At 66.3% G+C, this 20,531-nt stretch carries 16 protein-coding genes; 7 read left to right on the top strand and 9 right to left on the bottom strand.

Translation table 11 applies throughout. The features are described from left to right. Nucleotides 1–35: 35 nt before the first annotated feature. A complete protein-coding gene (locus tag G9408_RS10595) occupies nucleotides 36–722 on the bottom strand; it encodes a TetR/AcrR family transcriptional regulator (RefSeq protein WP_168453943.1) in 687 nt (228 codons plus the stop codon). Between the two features lie 176 nt (nucleotides 723–898). Here G9408_RS10595 and G9408_RS10590 point away from each other — a divergent pair, with 176 nt between their 5' ends. Further along, nucleotides 899–2,407, top strand: coding sequence for a YifB family Mg chelatase-like AAA ATPase (locus tag G9408_RS10590; RefSeq protein ID WP_168453942.1), 1,509 nt, complete (start codon nucleotides 899–901; stop codon nucleotides 2,405–2,407). Next, complete coding sequence (locus G9408_RS10585) at nucleotides 2,404–2,703, top strand: DUF1905 domain-containing protein (RefSeq protein WP_168453941.1); 300 nt, start codon at nucleotides 2,404–2,406, stop codon at nucleotides 2,701–2,703. Before G9408_RS10590 ends, G9408_RS10585 begins: the two co-directional genes overlap by 4 nt. Here the strand turns inward: G9408_RS10585 and G9408_RS10580 are convergent. From G9408_RS10580 to G9408_RS10570, 3 genes are read right to left on the bottom strand one after another with little or no spacing between them, the layout of a single operon-like run. Then, on the bottom strand, nucleotides 2,690–2,911 hold the full coding sequence (locus G9408_RS10580) for a hypervirulence associated TUDOR domain-containing protein (protein WP_168453940.1): 222 nt from the start codon (nucleotides 2,909–2,911) through the stop codon (nucleotides 2,690–2,692). The two genes, G9408_RS10585 and G9408_RS10580, sit on opposite strands and share 14 nt — an antisense overlap. Nucleotides 2,912–2,933: 22 nt before the next feature. Continuing rightward, nucleotides 2,934–3,344, bottom strand: a complete 411-nt coding sequence (locus G9408_RS10575; protein WP_168454120.1) for a bactofilin family protein — start codon at nucleotides 3,342–3,344, stop codon at nucleotides 2,934–2,936. A 1-nt stretch (nucleotide 3,345) separates the two neighbouring features. After that, a complete protein-coding gene (locus tag G9408_RS10570; protein WP_168453939.1) occupies nucleotides 3,346–4,545 on the bottom strand; it encodes a M23 family metallopeptidase in 1,200 nt (399 codons plus the stop codon). Nucleotides 4,546–4,831: 286 nt separating this feature from the next. On the opposite strand from G9408_RS10570, the gene G9408_RS10565 reads away from it, so the two are divergent. Next, nucleotides 4,832–6,184, top strand: coding sequence for a methyltransferase family protein (locus G9408_RS10565; RefSeq protein ID WP_168454119.1), 1,353 nt, complete (start codon nucleotides 4,832–4,834; stop codon nucleotides 6,182–6,184). On the opposite strand, the gene G9408_RS10560 is transcribed toward G9408_RS10565, so the two are convergent. The 4 genes from G9408_RS10560 to G9408_RS10545 form a co-directional block, all read right to left on the bottom strand. Next, complete coding sequence (locus G9408_RS10560) at nucleotides 6,181–7,554, bottom strand: glutamate--cysteine ligase (RefSeq protein WP_168453938.1); 1,374 nt, start codon at nucleotides 7,552–7,554, stop codon at nucleotides 6,181–6,183. The genes G9408_RS10565 and G9408_RS10560 overlap by 4 nt on opposite strands. A 52-nt stretch (nucleotides 7,555–7,606) precedes the next feature. Next, a complete protein-coding gene (locus G9408_RS10555) occupies nucleotides 7,607–9,664 on the bottom strand; it encodes a hypothetical protein (protein WP_168453937.1) in 2,058 nt (685 codons plus the stop codon). A gap of 45 nt (nucleotides 9,665–9,709) precedes the next feature. Continuing rightward, complete coding sequence (locus tag G9408_RS10550) at nucleotides 9,710–11,692, bottom strand: proprotein convertase P-domain-containing protein (RefSeq protein WP_168453936.1); 1,983 nt, start codon at nucleotides 11,690–11,692, stop codon at nucleotides 9,710–9,712. 89 nt (nucleotides 11,693–11,781) lie between these two features. Then, complete coding sequence (locus tag G9408_RS10545) at nucleotides 11,782–12,531, bottom strand: 16S rRNA (uracil(1498)-N(3))-methyltransferase (RefSeq protein WP_168453935.1); 750 nt, start codon at nucleotides 12,529–12,531, stop codon at nucleotides 11,782–11,784. 206 nt (nucleotides 12,532–12,737) lie between these two features. Here G9408_RS10545 and G9408_RS10540 point away from each other — a divergent pair, with 206 nt between their 5' ends. The 4 genes from G9408_RS10540 (at nucleotide 12,738) to ubiA (ending at nucleotide 16,959) form a co-directional block, all read left to right on the top strand. Beyond that, nucleotides 12,738–14,720: a TadE/TadG family type IV pilus assembly protein gene (locus G9408_RS10540; RefSeq protein WP_168453934.1), complete on the top strand. Its 1,983-nt coding sequence runs from the start codon at nucleotides 12,738–12,740 to the stop codon at nucleotides 14,718–14,720. Beyond that, complete coding sequence (locus G9408_RS10535) at nucleotides 14,717–15,310, top strand: TadE/TadG family type IV pilus assembly protein (protein WP_168453933.1); 594 nt, start codon at nucleotides 14,717–14,719, stop codon at nucleotides 15,308–15,310. The genes G9408_RS10540 and G9408_RS10535 overlap by 4 nt, the downstream gene beginning before the upstream one ends. Beyond that, complete coding sequence (locus G9408_RS10530; protein WP_235957683.1) at nucleotides 15,307–15,987, top strand: TadE/TadG family type IV pilus assembly protein; 681 nt, start codon at nucleotides 15,307–15,309, stop codon at nucleotides 15,985–15,987. The genes G9408_RS10535 and G9408_RS10530 overlap by 4 nt, the downstream gene beginning before the upstream one ends. A gap of 63 nt (nucleotides 15,988–16,050) precedes the next feature. Next, nucleotides 16,051–16,959 carry a 4-hydroxybenzoate octaprenyltransferase gene (ubiA, locus tag G9408_RS10525; RefSeq protein ID WP_168453932.1) on the top strand — a complete coding sequence of 303 codons (909 nt, stop codon included), beginning with the start codon at nucleotides 16,051–16,053 and terminating at the stop codon, nucleotides 16,957–16,959. A 1-nt stretch (nucleotide 16,960) separates the two neighbouring features. Here the strand turns inward: ubiA and smc are convergent, their stop codons facing one another. Continuing rightward, on the bottom strand, nucleotides 16,961–20,404 hold the full coding sequence (gene smc / locus G9408_RS10520) for a chromosome segregation protein SMC (protein WP_168453931.1): 3,444 nt from the start codon (nucleotides 20,402–20,404) through the stop codon (nucleotides 16,961–16,963). Nucleotides 20,405–20,531 lie beyond the last annotated feature (127 nt).

Genomic DNA, 20,531 nt, shown 5'->3' with positions numbered 1-20,531 from the left:
AGCGCCGCGGCGCGGATGGGCAATTACCTGCCGCGTCAGGGCGCGCCGGGCGGTGCAAATAACATGCGGATATAGCGCTTCAGATGCGTGACGCTCTCGCGCGCAATCGCCGGGTCGTTCGTCGTCTTGGCCAGGATGAAGCTGCCCTGCAGCACCGCCTGGATGTGCTGCGCGAGGCCGAGCGCGGTGACATCTTCGGGCGCATCGTAAACGTCGATCGCGGCGGCAATATCGGGGACCAGCGCCTCGCAATAGGCGGTGATGCTCGCCTCGCACGCGGCGCGGATCGCGTCGCTCGTCGCAAAGGCTTCCTGCACCATCGTGCCGACGAAACAGGTGAATTCCTCGACCGGGCCGTCGAGCATCGCAAAGCGGAAATCGATATGGCCGATGAGCCGCGCGAGCGGATCGTCCAACTGGGTGTGCGGCGGCATTTCGAACATCGGCCGCGCGCGTTCGGTCCACGCCTCGGCCGCGGCGACCGCCAGTGCCTCCTTCGACGCGAAATGGTGGAAAAAGGCGCCCTTGGTAACCCCGGCGGCGGCGCAGATCTGATCGACCGTGGTCGCGGCATAGCCCTGCTTGCGCACCATGCTGTGCGCCGCCGCGATCAAGGCCGCGCGTGCTTGGCCACGCGGCGCGCGCGTCGCCGCGATAGCGGCGCCGACGCCGCTGACGGCCTGGCCGTCGGCGCCGGAGGCAGGGGGATGATTCGGGCTCATGCGAATCTACATACCGACTGGTTGGTATGTTGTCAAATCGCGAGGCGACTCGCCGCCGCGCGGTGCCCCCGCCTTCGCTTGGGCGGGCCTTTCGCCACCATCCGAACCGGTGCGAAAAACGACTCGACGCCGCGCCGCTTTGCCCGCACAACGGGGAGGAACAAACAGGGGACAACATGGTCGCGATCGTTTCCACCGTCGCCTATCTGGGGCTCGAGGCGCGCGGGGTCGAAGTGCAGTGCCAGATCACCCCCGGCTTGCCGCGCTTCGTCGTCGTCGGCCTGCCCGACAAGGCGGTCGGCGAAAGCCGCGAGCGCGTCCGCGCCGCGATCGCCGCGATCGGCCTCGCGCTGCCGCCCAAGGTCATCACGGTCAATCTGTCGCCCGCCGACCTGCCCAAGGAAGGCTCGCATTACGACCTGCCGATCGCGCTGGCGCTGCTCGGCGCGATGGGGGTCGTCGATCCCGAAACGCTGTCCTCCTATGTCGTAGTCGGCGAACTCGGCCTCGACGGGCGGGTGGCTGCCTCGCCCGGCGTCCTGCTCGCGGCGCTGCACGCGGGCAGCCAGGATCGCGGGCTGATTTGCCCGGTGGCGCAGGGACCAGAGGCGGCGTGGGCGGGCAATGTCGAGGTGCTGGCGGCGCCCGACCTCCTCTCGCTGCTCAATCATTTCAAGGGCAACGCGCTGCTCCCGCCGCCGCGCCCGGGCGAAGCCGAACCGCCGCGGCGCATGGCCGACCTCGCGCAGGTGAAGGGACAGGAGGTCGCCAAGCGCGCGCTCGAAATCGCGGCGGCGGGCGGGCATAATCTGTTGATGGTCGGGCCGCCGGGGGCGGGCAAGTCGCTGATGGCGGCCTGCCTGCCGGGCATCCTGCCCGATCTCGACCCCGGCGAAGCGCTGGAAGTGTCGATGATCGCCTCGGTCGCAGGCGGGCTCGAGGGCGGGCGGCTGATCCGCGCGCGGCCGTTCCGCAGCCCGCACCACAGCGCGTCGATGCCCGCGCTGGTGGGCGGCGGTTTGCGCGTACGCCCGGGCGAGGTCAGCCTTGCGCATCTGGGCGTCCTGTTCCTCGACGAACTCCCCGAATTTCAGCGCACCGTCCTCGACAGCCTGCGCCAGCCGCTCGAGACGGGCGAGGTCAGCGTTGCGCGTGCCAATGCGCATGTAACCTTTCCGGCGCGGGTGCAGATGGTCGCGGCGATGAACCCGTGCCGCTGCGGGCATCTCGGCGATCCCGCGCTCGCGTGCAGCCGCGCCCCGCGCTGCGCCGCCGATTATCAGGCAAAGGTGTCGGGGCCATTGCTCGACCGCATCGACCTGCATGTCGAGGTGCAGGCGGTCAGCGCCGCCGACCTTGTGTTGCCGCCGCCTGCCGAGGGCAGCGCCGAGGTCGCGGGCCGCGTCGCCGCAGCGCGGGCGCGCCAGTCCGTGCGCTACGCCGATCACCGGGCGCGCACCAACGCCGAAATCGATGGCGAGCTGATGGAGGCGGTCGCGACCCCCGACGACGCCGGACGCAAATTGCTGGCGCAGGCGGCGGAGGCGATGCGGCTGTCGGCGCGCGGCTATACGCGGATATTGCGGGTGGCGCGGACGATCGCCGACCTCGCGGGCGCCGATGCCGTCGGGCGCATCCACATTGCCGAAGCGCTGAGCTATCGGCGGCAGGCGCCGCGTAATTGAAGCTCGCGTTCGAAGCCCCGATCATCGAATGGCGCGGCCCGCCGCCCTATCTGTTCGTTGCCGTCCCCGAGCATCTGGTCGGTGAAGTGGCCTATGCGGCGCGCGAAGTCAGCTATGGTTGGGGGATGGTGCCGGCGACGGTGCGCATCGGGCGCACCGACTTTACCACCGCGCTGTTCCGGCGCGGGGACACGTATATGCTGCCGATCAAGGTCGCGGTGCAACGCGCCGAGGGCGTCGGGTTCGGCGACCGCATTGCGGTGATCGTCGAGATCGGCAACGTCAGTCGCCGCTGAGTTCGCTGCCCAGCTTCAGCACCTCGCGCCCGTCGATCATTTCGATCAGATAGGCGGGGTTGGCGGGCGATCCGTTGCGGACGATGCGCGTGCCCTTGATGGTGCGCTCGACGCGCGTCTCGAAGCGCTGGACAATCCGGCCATGGCCTTCGCCGCGGCCCCACGCCCAATGGACATGGGCGTCGATGTCGAATTGATGCGCGGTCATCGCATCGCGGCGCAGCGCCGAATCAGATGCCCAGCGCCGATTTGTTCTCGACGACTTCGAGCGGCGGCGGTGCTTTGGCCGCGCCCGCGCCCGCGCCCGCGCCGTGGCGGCGGTGCGACAGCTTGCCGTCGACCTTGCCGCCGTTTTCGATCGTGATCGTTTCGTACGTCACGTCGCCGGTGATCCGCGCGGTGGCGTGGACGATCAACGTCCTGGCCTCGATCGACCCGTCGAGCAGGCCCGCGATCTTGGCGGTTTCGGCGGTGACCGCGCCCTTGATCTCGCTCGCTTCGCCCTGCACCAGATTGGCGCATTTCAGGTCGCCGTCGATCTTGCCATCGACGTGCAGGTCGACACTGGCGGAGACATTTCCGGTGACGACGACGTCCGATCCCAGGATCGAAAAGGTCGTGTGACGCGCGCCGGTCGCCATCTTAGCGGGCACCGCGGGCAGCGATGGCACCGACTCGCTGCCTTGCGTCGTCTTTGACTTCGAGAACATCGGCTTTGGCCTCCAGGAAGCGGCGCGGGTTGACCGCGACGCCGTTCAAACGGACTTCGAAATGCAGGTGGCTGCCGGTCGAACGGCCGGTCGAGCCCATTTTGGCGATTTGCTGGCCGGCGGCGACCTGCGCCCCGACCTTGGACGTAAAGCCCGACAAGTGGGCGTAGCGGGTCATGATGCCCTGGCCATGGTCGATCTCGACGACATTGCCATAGCCCGACTTGACCCCGACAAAGCTGACGCGGCCGGGCGCGGCGGCGAGGATCGGGGTGCCGATCGGGCCGCGGAAATCGAGCCCCGAATGCATTGCGGCGCCGCCGGTGAACGGATCGCTGCGATAGCCGAAGCCCGACGACATCATCAGCACGTCGGCGGGGTTGCCCGAAGGGACGGCGACGAGCGTGCGTTCCAGCACTTCCATGCGGAACAGGGCGCCTTCGAGCGCGGCAAACGAAGGACCGAGCGCTTTCGCCTTGCCCATCCGGCCCTTGTACGGGATGAACGGACCACCGCGGCCGGTTGCGGCGCCGCGAATGATCGCGGTGGGATTGAGCCCAAGCTGCGCCACCGCCGTTTCGGCATTGGCGGCGCGTTCATTGACCGCCGCGAGCAGGCGCGTGGAGAGCGCCTCCTGACGCGCGGCGACGCGCGCGAGCGCCTGCGCTTCGGGAGGCAGGCTGGGGTCGATGGCGCTGGTTTTCAGGGCCGGCTGGGCCGTTCCACCCTTTGTGTCGTTCACGCCTTCGGCTATCGCCGCGGGTTCGGACCCGAAATAGGTTTTCTGCCACTCTTCCAGCTGATCCTGCCGCTCCTCGAGATCGGCGGCGGTTTCGGCGACGCGATCGCGATATTGCGCAATGCGCTTTTCGGACGCGGCCGCCGCCGCCGATTGCTGCGCCACGGCGGCGCGTTCGTCGGCGGTGAGCAGCTGGTTGACCAGTACCGCGAGCGTGGCGCCCGCCCACGCGATCAGCACGACCGCGGCGATCAGCGCGACGCGCTTTTGCCAAACGGCGCTGATCCGCAGGAATCGAACATGACCATGCGTGCGAACGAAGATTTCATGGTCCTGAAACAGCGCGTTGAAGCGCTGGCGCCAGTGGCGCAGGCCCGTGGATTTCGATGACAAGTGGCGACCCCATCTTGTTGTTCTGTGGAGCCCTCCGCCCCGATTGATGCGCGCCTTAACAGGCCGTTTGCGGCGCGGCGAATCTTTGCGGGGCGACTCGCGCCGAGTCGAACCGGGCATGCGGTGAACGGTGTCAAACGGCGGGAACACTGCCATTTTGGCGGGAAAATTCGCTGCGAATCGGCAAATAATATTGACGGCTTGCTTACCAAATTTTGCTAGGGCCAAGCCGGTGAACGACGTCGCCAAACTCCCTTCCGCCGGCTCGCTGACGGCTGCCGACGACCTGCCGCCGACCGCGGCGCCGCGCCCCCGCTCGGCGGTGAGCGCTGGTGTGGGGTTTGTCGGTCTGGCGGGGCTCGTCACCTATCTGGTGCTGGCGCGCTATGCGCCCGACATCGCCGCCATGCTCGGCATCGACTGGGGGACGCGCGGACCGATGAGCGGTCCCAATTCGGCGGTCGCCAGTGTGCTCGCCTGCGGCATCCCGATGGTGTTGTGGTCGATCTTTGTCGACAAGGTGCACCGCAACCCGTCGACCGGGATCGACTGGGCGCAGCGCCGCCCCTGGCGCGAGACGATCGACATCAGCCTGACCAAGCTCGCCGGACTGTGGGCGACATGGGGGCTGATCGCGCTGATCTATGCGACGATGCGCTATTATTGGACCGGCAATTACGCCTTTTCGATGGATTTGCTCGAACGGGTGGCGCCGTGGCTGCTGCTGGTGTCGGTGCCCTATATGCTGTGGCTCGACCGAAGGATGATCGAACCGCGCGACGGATGTTATCAATTCGGCCGCTGGCTGATTGCCCCCGGACAGCCCGTCGATCGCCGCGCAATTGGCCACCACCTGCGCGCCTGGGCGGTGAAGGGGTTTTTCACCGCCTTCATGCTGTCGATCGTGCCGGGCAATTTTTCGGCGCTGGTCACCGTGCCGATGACCGATGTGCTGGCCAATCCGTACATGACCGGCATCTGGACGCTCAATTTCCTGTATCTGATCGACGTCCATATCGCGACGGTTGGCTACATCCTGACGCTGAAACCGCTCGACGCGCATATTCGCACCGCCAACCCCTATGGCATGGCGTGGGTCGCGGCGCTGGTCTGCTATCCGCCCTTCATCCTGATGAGCGGCGGGCCGCTCGACTATCAGGTGCATGGCGCCGACTGGGGGCATTGGCTGGCGGGGCAGGAGACGCTGCTGATCGTCTGGGCCGCGGTGCTGGCGCTGCTCACGATGATCTACAGCTGGGCAACGATGGCGTTCGGCATCCGCTTTTCGAACCTGACCCACCGCGGCATCATCACCCACGGACCCTATAAATTCACCCGGCACCCCGCCTATGTGTCGAAAAATCTGAGCTGGTGGTTTGCGGCGATGCCGTTTCTCGCCACCACCGGCGGCTGGGTCGAAGGTGCGCGCAACGTCGTGCTGCTCGGACTGGTGAGCTCGGTCTATTATTGGCGCGCCAAGACAGAGGAAAAGCATCTCCTCGCCGATCCCGCCTATGTCGCCTATTGGAATTGGGCGCAGGACAATGCGCTGGTCCCGCGGCTGTGCGCGCGGCTGACCGGGCGGAAGCGCCCCCTGATCCGCCTCGAACCCGACGAGCGGGTTGGCCCCGTCGCCTAAAAACTGAGCTCGTCGTAGATTTTCGACAGGTCGCGGTGCCACGGCCCTTCGTAGCGGTCGAGCAGGTCGTGCGCCGGGGATTTGCCGCTTTTGGCAATGCGGCGGAGCGGTTCGAGGAAGCCGACTTCATTGTCGCCCATCGAATTGACCTCGCCGCGCGCTGCGAGCCCTGCGGCGGCAATGTCGAGTACGCGGTGCGCCAGCTCGCCGACGGTGCCGCCGCCGGGGGCAGGCGCGTCGAGCCCTTCGCTGGGTACCGCATCGCGCAGCGTCTGCTGCTCCGCGATGCTCCAGCCCTTGACCAGATCCCACGCCGCATCGAGCGCGCCCTGATCGTAGAGCAGCCCGACCCAGAGTGCGGGAAGCGCGCAGATGCGGTTCCACGGGCCGCCGTCGGCGCCGCGCATTTCGAGGAAGCTTTTCAGGCGCACCTCGGGGAAGGCGGTCGACAGATGGTCGTTCCAGTCGCTGAGGCGCGGCTTTTCGCCGGGCAGCGCGGGCAGCTCGCCCTTCAGGAAATCGCGGAAGCTCTGCCCCGCGGCGTCGATATATTTGCCGTCGCGGAAGACGAAATACATCGGCACGTCGAGCATATAGTCGACATAGCGTTCGTATCCGAAGCCCTGCTCGAACACGAAGGGCAGCATGCCGGTGCGCGCGGGGTCGGTGTCGGTCCAGATATGGCTGCGGTACGACATATAGCCGTTGGGCTTGCCCTCGGTGAAGGGCGAGCTGGCGAACAGCGCGGTCGCGAGCGGTTGCAGCGCCAGGCTCACGCGAAATTTCTGCACCATGTCGGCTTCGGAGGAATAGTCGAGGTTGGTCTGGATCGTGCAGGTGCGCAGCATCATGTCGAGCCCCATGCTGCCAACGCGCGGCATATGGTCGAGCATGATCTTGTAGCGGCCCTTGGGCATGATCGGCAATTCGGCGCGGGTCTTGTCGGGCCACATGCCAAGCCCGAGGAAACCGAGCCCGAGTTCGGCGCCGACTTCCTTGACCTGCTTGAGGTGACGGCCGGTTTCGGCGCAGGTCTGATGCAGGTTTTCGAGCGGCGCGCCGGAAAGTTCGAGTTGTCCCGCGGGTTCGAGGCTGACGGTGCCGTCGCTTCCCGCAAGCGCGATGACCTTGCCGCCCTCGATGACCGGCTCCCAACCAAAGCGGGTGAGCGCCATCAACAGGTCGTGGATGCCGCCGGGTTCGTCATAGCTCGGCGCGCGGTGATCGGCGGTGCGATAGACGAATTTTTCATGCTCGGTGCCGATCCGCCAGCGGTCCTTGGGCTTCTCGCCCTTGATCATCGGGATGGCCAGTTCGTCGCGATGTTCGACGATGGGATCGTTGCTGTCCGAAGCGGTGCGCGTGCTCATATCGCGCATTTAGACTGTTCAGTACAGAATGCAATCGACTGTTGAGCAGGCGCTATTTGACGAGCCCGCGGAGGTTGATCGTGAAGCTCGAACCCGGCACCATCGACCCCTTCGGACGGATGCGGACATGGGTGACATTGGCATCGACGCCATCGGCATCGGCGGTCGGCGCATAGCTCCAGCTGGCGCCGCCATTGTTCGAAAATTCCAGATCGTCGGCCGTGCTGGTCAGGCTGGTGAAGCTGTAGGTCAGCCCGCTGCTGCCAGCGGTAAAACGTACCGGGCCGGGTCCGGGCGCGTAGGTCGCGACGAACAGGCTGAGGTTCGCGGGGAGCGCGTCGGTGACGATGACGCTGTTGTTGGTCGGGCTGGTGCTGGCCGGCGCGGTGACGGTAAGCGTGTAATTGGCAAAGCCGCCGGGGATCAGTTTCGGGTTGGTCAGCCCGTTGATCGGATCACTATAGGCAACCGACGTCTTGGCGATCGACAAGGGCGCGACATAGCTGTTGGTAAAGGTGCAGACGATCGCGGTGTCGGCGGCGTTCACCGTCAGGACGTTGCCCGCGAGCGCGGTGCCATTGCCGGTGCAGGCAAGCAGCTGCCCATAATTCGCGCCATTGCCGACGGTGAATGTCTCGCTGAGCGTCGCGCTTTCCCCGGCATAGACCGTCACAGCGGCGTTGGTGTCGGTTTCATTCGCGCTGTTGGCGACCGACGACAGGCTGGCGTTGTTGATGAGGCCGCTGGTCGCCACCGTAACCGCATTGGCCAGCACCGCATTGACCCAGCTTTTGCCCACGACCAGGCTGGCCGACCGGCGGCTGTTGGTCCAGGTGCAGGTGAGCGACGTGCCCGACGGCATGACGACGGTGCGACTGAGCCCGCTGCCGGCGGTCGCGACGACGACATTGTCGCTGTTGCGGCGGCACTCAATGCTGCTGTTGTAATTGGCCGCGGCGCCCGACGTATAGGCTTCGGTCAGGGTGAGCGTGCTGCCGGGGATCGCCACGGCGGTGGCGTTTGTCGCCGCCCCGCCGACGGTCGACGTTCCTGCGCTGGCGGCGAAACCGCCGCTGATCGCAAGGCTCACGGCGTCGCCCGCGATCCCGGTGACCCAGTTTTTGGTCAGCACCACCGGCGAATCATTGTCGGTGATCGTATAGCTGCTCGTGGTGCGCGCCGCGCCGCCGCAGCTCGATGTGCTCGATACGGTGTAGCCGGTGCCGGGGTTCAGCGCGATCTGGATCGTCTCGCTGCCTTCGGTCGCCGTGTCGTCGACGATCTGGATGCCAAGCGGGACGGCGGTGTTTTGATAAGTGCCCGCAGGGATTGTCACGTTGAAGTTCGCGCCGCCGCCCGGTGTCGTATAGTCGGTGCCGCGCACCGCGGTGCCGCCGGTGATGCTGACATTGACCGTCTGCGCGGTGAACAAGGTCCCGTTGACGATCAGCGTCGGGAGGTTCGCACTCGCCAGCGATTCGACGCCCGAGGCCGAGGCCGTCGACAGCTCGACAAAGGGGTTGAGCGTGATCCGGATGTCGTCGAGGAAATTTCCGTAACTGCCCGGATCGGTGGTGATGAACTGGACCCGCTGGATCCCCGATGCGCCCGTATAGGTCGTCGACCCGGTGTTGACGTTCCACACATTGTTGATCGTCGACGACTGTGTCGCGAGCGCCTGGATCAGGGTGCCGCCCGTGCTCGCCACCTGAAAGCGCGCGGTCTGCGTCGCTGGGCCGCCCGACCGGGCGCGATGAGCAAAGGTCCAGCCGATTGTCTCGCCGGTCACCATGCAGATATTCTGGTACAGCGCGCCCGGCACATTGGCGTTCATTTCGGCGAACACCGACCCGGCATAGGCAGGCACACCCTGAAAATTGCTGTCCCAAAGCTCGATCTCGCCCGATGCCGAGTCCCAGCCGATCACCGACCCATTGGCATAAATCTGGAAATTGGCGGCGCCCGGCCCCTGCGGATCGTTCGCTTCGAACGACGGGTTCACGATGACGCGCTGGGCCGAGGCCGGGGGTACCAGAACCAGCGCCGCCGCGACGACCGTCAACCCGCCAAAGCGGGCCAGCGTGCGAAGAGGGCAATCCTGGTGGGTCATTTGGGTTCGCTCAAATGCCGGCTGAGCGATTAAAGTTAATGAAAATCAATTGATTGTCACGTCAAAAGCAATCGCCAAGGCGGTTCCGGGAGCAAGCGTCGGTGCGGTTGCGGTGACAGTGGTACCGGTAATCGACGCGCCGAAGGGGTCGCTTTCGTCGCCGCCGCTGGCGTTGTCGTCCTCGATCGTCGTCGCCCCGGCGCAGCTGGTGCCGCTGCGCAGCGAACCGGGGACAAAGGTCGTCGCGGCGGGCAACGCGTCGGCGACGTTGACCGACGTTGCGGTTCCGCTGCCGTTGTTGGTCACCAGGATGCAATAGCGCATCGCGGCGCCCGGAATCGCCTTGGGATCGGTCGTACCATTCGTCGGGTCGCTGACGACGCTGCTGGTCTTGGCGATCGTCAGGTTGGCGGTCGGGCGGCAGAAGGTGACGTCGTGGATCGCGATCGCCTGCTGCCCCGGATTGGCGGGGGCAAGGCTGTGGTTGCCATACTCGACGGTGATCGTGTCGACGGGCGCGGTAAAGGTCACCACGACATTGCCGTTCGCGCTGGCGTCGGCGGAGGTGCCGTCGCCATAGGCGCTGTTGCCGATGACATAGTTGCTGACGCCATTGGTCAGCACCGGGGTTACCGGCGATCCGTTGAAACTGCCCGTGACGGTCACCCGGTCGGCGAACTGCCCGGCGGCATAGTCGATGTCGAACAACCGGAACTGCACCCCCGGCACCGCGGTCGGGAGCGTGAAGACACTCGACACGCTGCCCGCCTGGCTGGTCATGTCGACGATCTCAAAGATCGAAAATTGCGCGGGGGAAAATCCGCCGGTGACCACATTCTGCCGCGTCGGCGACTGGCCGCCATAGGTGGCGTTGTTCAGGAACACCCCGCCGCTGATCGAAATGTTGAAATTCATCGTCCCGATCGCGGCCAGCGCATAGCTGCCACTGGTCGTCCCCGCGGTCCAGCTGACGCTGTCCCAGTCGTGCACCGTGCTGCCAACCGGGCAGACCAGCGTCGGCGGTGTCCCCGCGACGCGGGTGCCGGACACGGTGAAGCTGGCCGTGTCATAATCATCCTCGCCCGCCGCGCCATTGCCGGGAGTCGAATCGAAATCGAATGCCGACGAGGCGCTGACTTCGGCAATATTGGTGATCGTTGCGCCGGCGGTCGCGGTGACGGTGCCGGTTATCGTGAGCGTCCGCGTCGTCCCCGGCGGAATGCTGCCGACCGTCCACACCCCCGTGCTGCTGTTGTAGCTGCCGAAACCCGATGCGCCGGTGAAGGCGAAGCCCGCGGGCAGCATATCCTGTACCGTCACCCCGGTGGCGGTCAGCGCCGAGCCGCTGGCGTTGGTAACGCTGAGCACATAATTGATGCTGGCACCGACAGCCGGAGCGGCGTTGCTCACCGACTTGGTCAGCGACAAATCGGCCGAGGGCGCCATCGGCACCGTCGTCAGCGTCAGGTCGGCGCGCGTGAAATTGCCCGTATCGCCGTTCAGCGAGTCGCAGATGGTGAGCTGCCAGGTTCCCGCCGAACCCTGGCCATTGAACGACGCGAGCGAGCCTTCGGGGCTGAAGGTCCGCTGATAGGGCGGCGCGGCGGCGGTGTTGTCGTTCGCGCTGTGGGTGGTGATGCTGGTCGCGGCGCTGTCGTCGAACAGCACGTTCAGATTGTCCGCCCCCGCCCCGAGGTTGGTGATCAGATTGACCACGGTGCCGGTCGGCGACACCAAAGTGGCGCGAATATCGCCGCGATAGCTGTGGCTGAACTGGACCCCGATGTTGACATCGGTGACCTGGGCGTTGGCGGAGACGGTGAAGTTGCGCACCATCGGGCTGGTACAGGTGGTAGCGGTCTCGCTGATCGTCCCGGTTGTCGTGTTGCTATAGGTCGTGCTGGTCTGCGCCGCCGCCGGATTGGCGACGAGCGACAGCGCCAGCCCAACGAGTACCGTAAGGGCTCGTATAAACTGTGCGTGCTGGCCCCCACGCCAGCAATATCGGCTCTGGTCCTGCCGTTGCATCGGGCCGCTATGCCCATGCATAGCTAATATGCGGTTAAAATCGGGCGCTTGGTGCACATTCTGTCCGGGAACGGAACAGAATGTCGGATTCAGCCGCTCGTCGTCCAGTCGCCATGCTGCGCCATCCACAGGCTGATCGCTGCAATCGCCGCGGTCTCGGCGCGCAGGATGCGCGGACCGAGCGCGATACGCCGCACCGCGGCGTTTTCAAGCAGCAGGGCGCGCTCGCGCGGCGTAAAGCCGCCCTCGGGACCGACCAGGATCGCGGCGGGGGCGGGGGCAGCGAGGGTGGACAGCGGCGCGCCGCCCGCTTCGTCGGCGAACAGCAAGGCGCGCTCGGCGGGCCAGTCCGCCAGCAGCTGGGTCAATTTGGTCGGCTCGCCAAGCTCGGGCAGCGCGGTGCGGCCACATTGCTCGCACGCTTCGATCACTTGCGCTTCCAGCCGCTCGCGCTTGACGCGCTCGACGATCGTGCGTTCGGTGATCACCGGCTGCAGACGCCGGACGCCAAGCTCGGTTGCCTTTTCGATGATCCAGTCGAGCCGGGCCTTTTTCACAGGGGCAAAGCATAGCCAGAGGTCGGGTACCGTCTCGATCGCGCGCGTCTGGCGCTCGATGCAAACGGTGAGCGAGCGTTTTCCTGCCTCCGTGATGTTGGCCAGCCATTCGCCGCTGCGATTGTCGAACAGCAGGATCGGCGCACCGACCTTCAGCCGCATGACGTTCAGCAGATAATGGGCGGCGGGGCCGTCGATCATCGGCGCCGTGCCGGGCGCCAGCGGCAGATCGACAAACAGGCGGGGGGTGCTGGCAGGCGGCCAGGCGGGCGTTGCGGGCATGGGGTGTGCGATAGCAGAGCAAAGGAACCTGCGCACCTATGCTGTCCCGCCCCAGCATATTGTCCCGATCCGGGGCAGATCGGGGCTTTTTGCGCCCAATCCGTCACCGGCCAATTAGCAGTTTGGTAAGCAGTTTCGCCCTAGTGCGAGGATACCAGCCACGCATCTGTAGTGGGCCGCGTGTCTGGACCAAGAGGGGTTAGACCATGCGAGGGACCGTTTTCAGCCGCATGCGGCTGGGCACCAACAGCCTGTTGCGCGACAATCGCGGCAACGCAATGTTCCTGACCGCGGCGGCGATTCTGCCGATCATCGGTATGCTCGGATCGGGCATCGACATCGGCCGCGCCTATATGGCGCAGCTGCGCCTGCAACAGGCGTGCGACGCGGGCGTCCTCGCCGGACGCCGCGCGATGGCGGGCGGCACCTACACCTCGGCGGCGCAGGCCGAAGCGAACAAGATGTTCAACTTCAACTACAGCCAGACTGCCTATGGCAGCAGCAACGTAACCTTTGCGTCGCAGGCCGACGGGACGTCGAACGTCAGGGGAACCGCCTCCGCGCGGCTGCCGACGGTCCTGATGCAGATCTTCAATTATCAGAAATTCGACCTTGCGGTGAATTGCACCGCGAAGCTGGAGATTTCGAACGCCGACGTGATGATGGTGCTCGACGTCACCGGGTCGATGGCACAGACCAATTCGGGCGACTCGGTCAACCGCATCACCGCGCTCAAATCGGCGACGATGGACTTTTTCGATACGCTGACCACCGCGGACGTCGGCGATGGCCGCCTGCGGTTCGGCGTCGTGCCATACAGCTCGACCGCAAATGTCGGCAGCATCCTCTACGCCAAAAATCCGGCCTGGCTGTCGGACAATGTGCTGTTGCCGTCGCGCACGCCCGTGTTCAAAGTGGTTTGGGGCAATGCCACGACCGAGCAGTCGGAGGAATATACCGACGGCAACACGACGTATGGCAGTTTTTCGAACGTCAGCACCGTGAACGGCCAGACAAGCTCGACTTGCGGCGATCTTGAGCCGCCGTCGGATACGACGCCGACACCGAGCGGTTCGCCCAATTCGAACCAGACGGCGCAATATGTCGATGGCAATGGCAATCGTATCACGACCTACGACACCAACCAGACCTACACCTATTACAACTATCGTTACACATGGTCGAGCAGCCGATGCCGCCTGCAACGCCGTGTCGCGACCTTTACGCGCACCTATACGACGACGGTGACCGAAACGCCGACCCAGTCGTTCGACAATAAATATACCTATCAGGACCGCGTGTTCGACGTGAGCCAGGCCAAGGCCGGTACCGCGATCCAGACCGACACCGGCGATTCGGGCGCGACCGTGTCGAACACTTGGGGTGGCTGCGTGATGGAACGCGGTACCGAGCCTTTCGGTCCAACCGAGACCGCGCCAGCGGACGCGCACGACATGGATGTCGATACCGCGCCGACCAGCGACGACGATACCAAGTGGAAAGTGCTGATTCCCGAGATTGCGTTCCCGCGGGCGAGCAGCCCGGGCGGCACGCCTTCGACGACGGGATCGATCACCGTCAACAGCAGCAGCGTGTCGAGCAACAGCAGCACCAACGGTAGCTGGCAGAATTATTCGCGCTACTGGTCCAACGGCTGGGGCGTCTGTCCGGTCGCGGCGATGAAGCTGACGACGCAGACGGCCAGCGACCGGTCGACGTTCAACAGCTATATTCAATCGCTTCAGCCGGTTGGCGGCACCTATCACGACGCCGGCATGGTGTGGGGCGTGCGCTTGCTGTCGCCCGACGGCATGTTCTCGGACGAGAATGCGACGGCGCCGAACAATCGCCCGATCAGCCGCCACATCGTTTTCATGACCGACGGCGAAATGGCGCCGAACATGGGCAACCTGTCGTTCCAGGGCTATGAGTGGTTGATGAAGCGCGTTGGCGGCACCAGCGACGCCAACCTGACGACGCGCCACAACAATCGCTTCGCGCAATTGTGCTCAAAGGCGAAGGCGAAGAATATCACCGTCTGGGTGGTCAGCTTCGGCGTGTCGCTGAACAGCTCGCTCACCAGCTGCGCCAGCCCGGGCAAGGCCTATCAGGCGAATAATGCGGCGCAGCTTAACGAGAATTTCCAGGCGATCGCCCGGCAAATCTCGAAACTGCGGCTGTCGCAATGACACGCGCGACGTTCTTCCGCCGCCTGCGCCGCGACCAGCGGGGCAACGCGATCGTCGAGTTCGCGCTGACGGCGCCGCTGTTCCTGATCGTGGTGTTCGGGATCCTCGACTTTTCCTGGCAATATTATGCCAAAACGGCACTCCAAGGCGTGGTCAACGATGCGGCGCGCGCCGCGACGCTCGAGGGCAATGCGCTCAGCCAGACCGCGCTCGACAATGAAGTGCGCCGCAAGGTGTTGAACGTCTTTCCCCAAGGCACCGTGACCTTTTCCCGGAAATCCTATGACAGTTTCAGCGAAGTCGGCGACCCCGAAGCGTTCACCGACGCCAACAACAATGGGAGCTACGATAGCGGCGAGTGTTTCGAGGACGTCAATGGCAACGCCAGCTGGGATTCCGATCGCGGCCAGACCGGCAATGGTGGTGCCGAAGACGTTGTACTCTACACCGCCTCGCTGCGGATCAATCGCGTGTTGCCGGTGTGGAAATTCCTGGGGCAGTCGCAGCAGAGTACGCTCGTTGCGTCCACGGTGCTTCGCAACCAGCCGTACAACGCCGCGACGTCCACGAAACAGGTGATCTGTTCATGACCAGCCTACTCAAACGTGCGCAGGCGCGGCTTGCGCGGCGATCAAAGATGCTCGGCCGTCTGGCGCGCGACGTCAGCGCGGTGGCGATGATCGAAGTTGCCTTTTGCGTCCCCATCCTTGCGATGATCGGCTTTGGCGGCATCGAATATGCCAACTTGCTCCTGTCGACGACGCGCGTGAACCAGATCGGCCTCAGTGCCGCCGACAACGCCGCCCGCATCGCCTTTGGCAGCAACCTGTCGCAGCCGCGTGTGCGGGAAGTCGACATCAACGAAGTGTTTGCCGGGGTCGAGGAACAGGCGAAGGGCATGAATTTCAAGGCCAATGGCCGGGTCATTCTGTCGAGCATCGAACGCAATGCCGACGGCGGGCAATGGATTCACTGGCAGCGCTGCTATGGTGATCTGCCGGTCAGTTCCGCCTTCGGTCCGCAAGGGACGGGGGCGACGGGCACAAGCTTTGCGGGTGTCGGCGCCACCGCCTCGGCGGGGACCGCGATTATGCTGGTCGAGGTCACCTACGACTATAAATCCCTGTTGTGGGGCAAATGGTTCCAGACGAAGCGGATTCGGGAAACCTCCGCCTTCCTGATCCGCGAGGCGCGCGACCTCCATGGCGACAATGGCACCGGCGTGTTCAATCCGGCGCCTGCGGTGACGCCCGCGCTCTGTACCTGATCGCGCGCTGCATCCGATAACCGTTTATCACGCGGGCAGCGGCTGCTACATGCGCCGCTGCCGATGACCACGACCCATCCTCCCGACAGCCAGTTGCGTGGTTTTGTGGCGCTGCTACCCGCCGCCGCGCGCCCTTATGCGCTGTTGGCGCGGTTCGATCGCCCGATCGGCTGGTGGCTGCTCTACTGGCCCTGTGCGTGGGGCGTCGCGCTCGGCGGCGGTGCGGTCGGGGATTGGCCGTTGTTCCTGTGGCTGCTCATCGGCGCGATCGCGATGCGCGGCGCGGGCTGCGTCTATAATGACATCGTCGACCGCGACCTTGACGCGCAGGTGGCGCGCACCGCGTCGCGCCCGATCGCGAGCGGTGCGGTGTCGGTGCGCAATGCCGCGCTGTGGGCCGTGCTGCTGTCGCTCGTCGGCCTGTTCGTGCTGCTCCAGTTGCCCTGGCCCGCGCAGATCGTCGCGCTCGCCAGCCTGATCCTGGTCGCGGGCTATCCGTTCATGAAGCGCATCACCTGGTGGCCGCAGGCGTGGCTGGGGCTGGTGTTCAGCTGGGGGGTGCTCGTCGCCTGGATTGCGGTCGGCGGCGGCGAGGGGATCGCGCTGCCGCTGCTCTATGCCGGGTGCGTCGCGTGGGTGATCGGATATGACACGATCTACGCCCTGCAAGACATCGAGGACGACATGCTGGTCGGCGTGAAATCCAGCGCGCGCGCGATGGGACGCCATGTCAAAGGCGGCGTTGCGCTTTGTTACGGATTTGCGCTCGCTGGCTGGGCCGGTGCGCTGTGGGCGGTGCGCCCCGATCCGCTGGTGCTGGTCGCGCTGGTTCCCGCGGCCGTGCATTTCACCGGGCAGGTGGTGACGCTGGAGCCCGACAATGGCGAGGATGCGCTGGCGAAGTTCCGCAGCAACCGCTTTGCCGGTTTGCTGGTATTCGCGGCGATGCTGGTGGTCGGAATGGCGCCTTAACTCACTCGGCCGCGAGCAGTTCCTCCGCCCCGCCGAGGTCGACCGATACCAGGCGGCTGACACCCTTTTCGACCATCGTCACCCCGAACAGGCGGTGCATGCGCGCCATCGTCACCGCATTGTGGGTGACGATCAGATAGCGGGTGTTGGTTTCGCGCGTCATGCGGTCGAGCAGGTCGCAGAAGCGTTCGATATTGGCGTCGTCCAATGGCGCATCGACTTCGTCGAGGACGCAGATCGGCGCCGGGTTGGTGAGGAACAGGCCGAATATCAACGCGACCGCGGTCAGCGCCTGCTCGCCCCCCGACAGCAGGGTGAGCGTGCCGAGGCGTTTGCCCGGCGGCTGCGCCATGATCTCGAGTCCGGCCTCGAGCGGATCGTCCGAATCGACAAGCTCAAGATGCGCCTGGCCGCCATCGAACAACGTCGTGAACAATCGCTGGAAATGGCCGTTCACCGTTTCGAACGCCGCGAGCAGACGAACGCGGCCTTCGCGGTTGAGATTTCCGATCGATCCGCGCAGCCGGTGGACCGCCTGCGTCAGCTCCTCGATCTCGGCCGCGCTTTTTTCGCGTTCGCTGTCGAGTTCGATCAGTTCGTCGGCGGCAACCAGATTGACCGGGCCGAGCCGCTCGCGGTCGGCGATCAGCCGGTCGTGCTGCGCCGATTCCGCGCCTGCGTCGCGGACGCTTTCGCCTTCGAAACCCGCCTTCTGGGGCAGCAGCGGCGGCGGGCATTCGAAGCGCTCGCCCGACAGACGGCCCATCTCGATGCGGCGCAGCTCGGCATTTTCGGAGCGGGCGATCGCCCCGGCGCGCGTTTCGCGCGCCGCGGCGACGCGCTCGCGGATCGCGTTCAGCGCGGTTTCGGCCTCGCGCAGCGCCGCTTCGGCGGCGCGTTCCTGCGCTTCGGCGGCGGCGACTTTGTCACGGAGCGTCGCCTGTTGTTTTTCCGCCGCGGCGCGCTGCTCGGCGAGTTTTTCGGGCGCATCGGCCAGCTTCGCCGCCTCGGCGGCCAGCGCGTCGGCGCGCTTGTCCATTTCGGTGACGCGCCGCGCGGCTTCGCCCGCGCGCGCTTTCCAGCTCTTGATCTCGGCGCTGACGACCGCCTGCCGCTCGCTCAAGGTCGCAAGGCGGCGCTCATGCGCGGTGAGGGTTTCGCGAGCGCTATTGGCGTCGCTGCGCGCGCGCTCCGCGGTCTGTTCCTCAGCGTCGAGCGCGGCGCGCGCGATGCTGTCGTCGGGGAGCGCCGCGAGCGCGGTTTCCTGCACCGCCAGCGCCTCGGCCGCTTCCTTTGCCGCGGCGGCAATCTCGCCGAGCCGCCGGTCGAACAGCGCCGCAGCGTCGCGATGACGGTCGAGCGCAGCTTGCGCCTGATCGGCGGCACGCAGCGCGGTGCGGCGGGTCTCGTCCGCCTGTGCCAGCGCCTTGCGCGCGGCGACCGTGGCTTCAGTCAGTTCGGCGGCCCTGGCGGCGGCGGCATCGCGGCGGTCGCGGAGTTCCTGCACCCCCAGCTCGACCTGCGGGCGCTGCGCCGCCAGCGCGTCGAGACGGTTCTGGCGTTGCAGCCGCTCGGTCGCGGTGGCGCCGTCGCCGCGCGCAACAAAGCCGTCCCAACGGCGCATCACGCCGTCGGTTGTGACCAGTCGCTGGCCGACCGCGAGCGGCTGGCCGCTGTCGGCATCGACCACTGCGACCTGCGCCAGGCGGCGCGCCAGCGCGGCGGGTGCCGTCACAAATTCGGCGAGCGGCCGGGTGCCGGTGGGCAGGGCAGGGTCATCCTTCCCGGGTTCGGCGCCGCCCCAGCTGCGCGCGGCCTCCTTGGCGGTCCCGGCGTCGAGATCGTCCCCCAGTGCGGCAGCGAGCGCGGCTTCATAGCCGGGCGCGACGCGCAGCTGGTCGAGGATGCGTGCCTCGTCGCGGCGTCCAGCAGCGAGTGCGCGTTCGAGCGTTGCCGCCTCGCCGTCGAGCGCTGCGAGCGCGGTGCGCGCTTCGGCCAAGCCTGCTTCGATTTCCGCAAGCTCTGCGGCGATCGCTTCGCGGTCGGCTTCCGACGTTTGCAGTGCGGTTTCGGCGGCGGCGATCGCGACTTCGGCGGCTTCGGCGGCTTCCACGCTGTCGGCATGCCGCGCCGTCAGCGCGGCGCTGTCGCCGAGCGCGGCAATGTCGGCATCGACGCGGGCGCGGTCGTTGTCGATCCGTCGCACCGCGGCCGCGGCGCTGTCGCGCGCCGACACTGCGATGCGCCGGTCGGCGGCTTCGCTCGCGGCCTTGGCGCGCGCCTGCGCCAGCGCAACCTCGGCATCGCGCAGCCGCGCCTGCGCCGCCAGATTGGCCTCGGCAAGCGCTGCCTTGCCGGCATCGTGCGTTGCCATTTCCGTTGCCAACGCTTTGGTTTCGCTATCGAGCGCGGTCAGCGCGCCATGCGCTTCGCGCGCCAGTTCGCCCTCATGCGCCCGGTCGTCGGCGATGCGTCGCTGCTGCGCCGCCAGGTCTTCGAGCCGCTGGCGCGCGGCGCGCTCTTCGCCCTGCAAGCGGACCTGCGTCGCGGTCGCCTGGGCCAGCGCGTCGCGCTGTGCCTGCGCGTCGTGCCGCGCGGTGGCGACGCGGGTAGCAACCTCGGTCTGCGCGGCGGACACGGTTTCCAGCTCGGTCTGCGCGGTCTTGACCGCCGCTTCGGCGGCATCGCTGTCGCGGCGCGCCTGGTCGGCGGCCTCGGCGGCGTTGCGCCAGCGCGCGTAGATCAGCCGCCCCTCGGCAATGCGGATCTCGTCGCTCAGCTTCTTGTATTTCTCCGCCGCACGCGCCTGCCGCCGCAGGGCATTGGCGCGCACTTCCATGTCGGCGGTGATTTCGGACAGGCGGGCGAGGTTGGTTTCGGTCGCGCGCAATTTCTGCTCGGCGTCCTTGCGGCGCACATGCAGCCCGGCGATCCCGGCGGCTTCCTCGAGCATCGCGCGGCGGTCGGTGGGTTTTGCCGCGATGACATTGGCGATCTTGCCCTGACTGACCAGCGCCGGGCTGTGCGCGCCGGTCGCGGCGTCGGCAAAGATCAGCGCCACGTCCTTGGCGCGCACGTCGCGGCCGTTGGCGCGATAGGCGCTGCCCGCCCCGCGCTCGATGCGGCGGATCACCTCCAGATCATCGCCATCCTCGCCGTCGGACAGGCCCGCGACAAGCGCGCCTTCGGTGTCGCAATGCAGCGCGACCTCGGCAAAATCGCGTGCCGGTCGCGATGCCGTCCCGGCGAAGATGACATCCTCCATCCCGCCGCCGCGCATCGACTTGGGGCTGGATTCGCCCATCACCCAGCGGATCGCCTCGAGCAGGTTGGACTTGCCGCAGCCATTGGGGCCGACGACGCCGGTCAGCCCGGGCTCGATGCGCAGTTCAGTGGGTTCGACGAAGCTTTTGAAACCGGTCAGGCGCAGGCGTTTTATCTGCACGGGGACGTCCCGTGCAGGTCAGCGAATCGCGGATGTTGCAACGCTGGTGTCACATATCCCCCTGCCAGCCGTCATGCCGCGCGGGCGGGGGAGTCGCAAGGGCTTTAGCCCCTCCCCTTCAGGGGAG

The organism is Sphingopyxis microcysteis (assembly GCF_012274265.1).
Taxonomy (GTDB): domain Bacteria; phylum Pseudomonadota; class Alphaproteobacteria; order Sphingomonadales; family Sphingomonadaceae; genus Sphingopyxis; species Sphingopyxis microcysteis.
Note: the sequence above shows the minus strand (reverse complement) of the source record. Positions and strands in the feature narration are given on the sequence as shown.

Excerpts from the sequence above, each read along its gene's own strand:
- G9408_RS10550 (WP_168453936.1), bottom strand. The coding sequence starts at position 11,692 with ATGCAACGGCAGGACCAGAGCCGATATTGCTGGCGTGGGGGCCAGCAC.
- G9408_RS10560 (WP_168453938.1), bottom strand. The coding sequence starts at position 7,554 with ATGAGCACGCGCACCGCTTCGGACAGCAACGATCCCATCGTCGAACAT.
- G9408_RS10545 (WP_168453935.1), bottom strand. The coding sequence starts at position 12,531 with ATGCCCGCAACGCCCGCCTGGCCGCCTGCCAGCACCCCCCGCCTGTTT.
- G9408_RS10590 (WP_168453942.1), top strand. The coding sequence starts at position 899 with ATGGTCGCGATCGTTTCCACCGTCGCCTATCTGGGGCTCGAGGCGCGC.
- ubiA (WP_168453932.1), top strand. The coding sequence starts at position 16,051 with ATGACCACGACCCATCCTCCCGACAGCCAGTTGCGTGGTTTTGTGGCG.
- G9408_RS10535 (WP_168453933.1), top strand. The coding sequence starts at position 14,717 with ATGACACGCGCGACGTTCTTCCGCCGCCTGCGCCGCGACCAGCGGGGC.
- G9408_RS10530 (WP_235957683.1), top strand. The coding sequence starts at position 15,307 with ATGACCAGCCTACTCAAACGTGCGCAGGCGCGGCTTGCGCGGCGATCA.
- G9408_RS10580 (WP_168453940.1), bottom strand. The coding sequence starts at position 2,911 with ATGACCGCGCATCAATTCGACATCGACGCCCATGTCCATTGGGCGTGG.
- G9408_RS10555 (WP_168453937.1), bottom strand. The coding sequence starts at position 9,664 with ATGACCCACCAGGATTGCCCTCTTCGCACGCTGGCCCGCTTTGGCGGG.
- G9408_RS10575 (WP_168454120.1), bottom strand. The coding sequence starts at position 3,344 with ATGGCGACCGGCGCGCGTCACACGACCTTTTCGATCCTGGGATCGGAC.
- G9408_RS10595 (WP_168453943.1), bottom strand. The coding sequence starts at position 722 with ATGAGCCCGAATCATCCCCCTGCCTCCGGCGCCGACGGCCAGGCCGTC.
- G9408_RS10540 (WP_168453934.1), top strand. The coding sequence starts at position 12,738 with ATGCGAGGGACCGTTTTCAGCCGCATGCGGCTGGGCACCAACAGCCTG.